The following is a 1,666-nucleotide window of genomic DNA, read 5'->3' on the forward strand; positions in this document are numbered from 1 at the left end:
TCTTGATACATTTCATTTAATTTTTCTTCAAACTCCATTTTCTCACTCCTAAATGTTTTCAATGTATTTTTCATGTTTCTTATTATTTATTTCATATTTCACTTGAAATTGTGTAGGTCTTTGACTGTCACCCCTATATTTCACTTCAATTTTAATATTTTTTACTTCTCTTCCCTTTTTAATTGCTTTTTGCCATTCTTTCTCCATCATATACCATTCTCCATTCTCTTTAAATGAACGGTTGATGTATTTACTTTGTGGTACGAGATTATCTATATCTTTAGAACCTCCGAATGCTCGCGCAATTAAATGACCTCCGTCATCATCTCGTAATCGGTCTTTTCTTCCTACTGTTCGATGCGCATATGAATTACGTCCGCCATCTTGAAGTGATAGGTCATACGCATATACTTCTTTAATCCGGCCTTTGTGATCCGTACGACATACATGTCCATGTGGTGTTGTATATTCGATGTTGGCCTTCAATTTCTTAGGCTTCATAAATCTGCGTTCATAATGGTCACCATATTCAACCTTTGTAAGGTTAGGGGCTTCATGATAATTAGCAATCTTTATACGATGCAAAAAAGAAGTTAAGTAATTTCCACCTAACTTCTATTAGTTAACCCGACCAGTTCTATTTGACAGAGAAACTTATCTTTCACTCTTAAATAATATCTATTGTATATTAATGTTCCTTTACGCTTATTTTTACACATAACAATAATTCTATTTGTATTTCCCATTATATTCTCATATAATCTATATTATTTATATTGTATTTTTTTTAAGAAATTTGTGAATGTCTCGGCTATAAAATAAGTATTTTCTTCATCATTTGATGACTCGAAATTATGTCCATCATCCCAGAAATATACTCCTTCATATCCTTCTAATAAAATCAATACTAAAAATCCTTGTGACAAATCATTACCTATTATAATTGATTCTTCAATTAATTCCGATTCGAATTCATCCATCCAATATTCGATGTTCGTAACATCATAAGGTGTATCACATCCATATAACACTTCCATATATATATTATCATTTAATTCATCTACTGGTACTTTGTTCATGTTTTCGATATTAAAAAAACCACCATTATTTCCTAACAAAAATTGCTTATAATCGTTTGGAAAAGTAACCCTATATTTCTGTTCTAACCATTTAATTTTTTCTTTAGACATTTCACCAAATTTTTTAAATTCCATTAACTTCACCTTCTAATATTTTAATTTTTTCTTTTTAGTGACGTACCACCTCTATGAGTGAATTCTCGATGAATTTTTTTATTTACTTCTTGCATTGTTTTCCCATCTTCATGATGGTGCCAAGTATTTTCGATCCTTTTCTTTCGTTCCGCAAGTTTATCTGCTTTTTTAAAATCGGTGTAATAATTATCAAAACTATTAATATCCACTTCTTGTTCTACAAGTCCTGCTCCTTTAAAATCTGGATAACCATTTCTATATGCAACTTTAATATCATCCTTATTGGTATAAATCCATGTTCCATTCTCATCTACCTTAATTTCCCCACCCTTTTTTAGCCACTTATTTGGATTTGGAGAATTTTTTGGTTTTTCTTTACTATAATTTTTAGATTTATTTACACTAGCTTTTATTTGATTTCCTTCACTCTTTACCATACTATCTTTTGGTGT

2 protein-coding genes and 1 pseudogene are annotated in these 1,666 nt (G+C 30.1%); all 3 read right to left on the reverse strand.

The features are described from left to right. Window positions 1-48: 48 nt before the first annotated feature. Window positions 49-561: pseudogene (locus HMPREF2663_RS11130) on the reverse strand (DNA/RNA non-specific endonuclease); the annotation flags it as partial. Between the two features lie 206 nt (window positions 562-767). Then, entirely contained in the window at window positions 768-1,214 is a 447-nt protein-coding gene (locus tag HMPREF2663_RS11135; protein ID WP_070846437.1) for an SMI1/KNR4 family protein, read from the reverse strand. A gap of 20 nt (window positions 1,215-1,234) precedes the next feature. Then, the coding region (locus HMPREF2663_RS11140; RefSeq protein ID WP_256322899.1) for an HNH endonuclease at window positions 1,235-1,666 on the reverse strand (432 nt) is incomplete at its 5' end.

It is taken from the genome of Staphylococcus sp. HMSC077D08 (assembly GCF_001837945.1).
Classification (GTDB): domain Bacteria; phylum Bacillota; class Bacilli; order Staphylococcales; family Staphylococcaceae; genus Staphylococcus; species Staphylococcus epidermidis.

What these genes read in the sequence shown, in the direction of transcription:
- HMPREF2663_RS11135 (WP_070846437.1), bottom strand. Translation starts at nt 1,214, where the DNA reads ATGGAATTTAAAAAATTTGGTGAAATGTCTAAAGAAAAAATTAAATGG.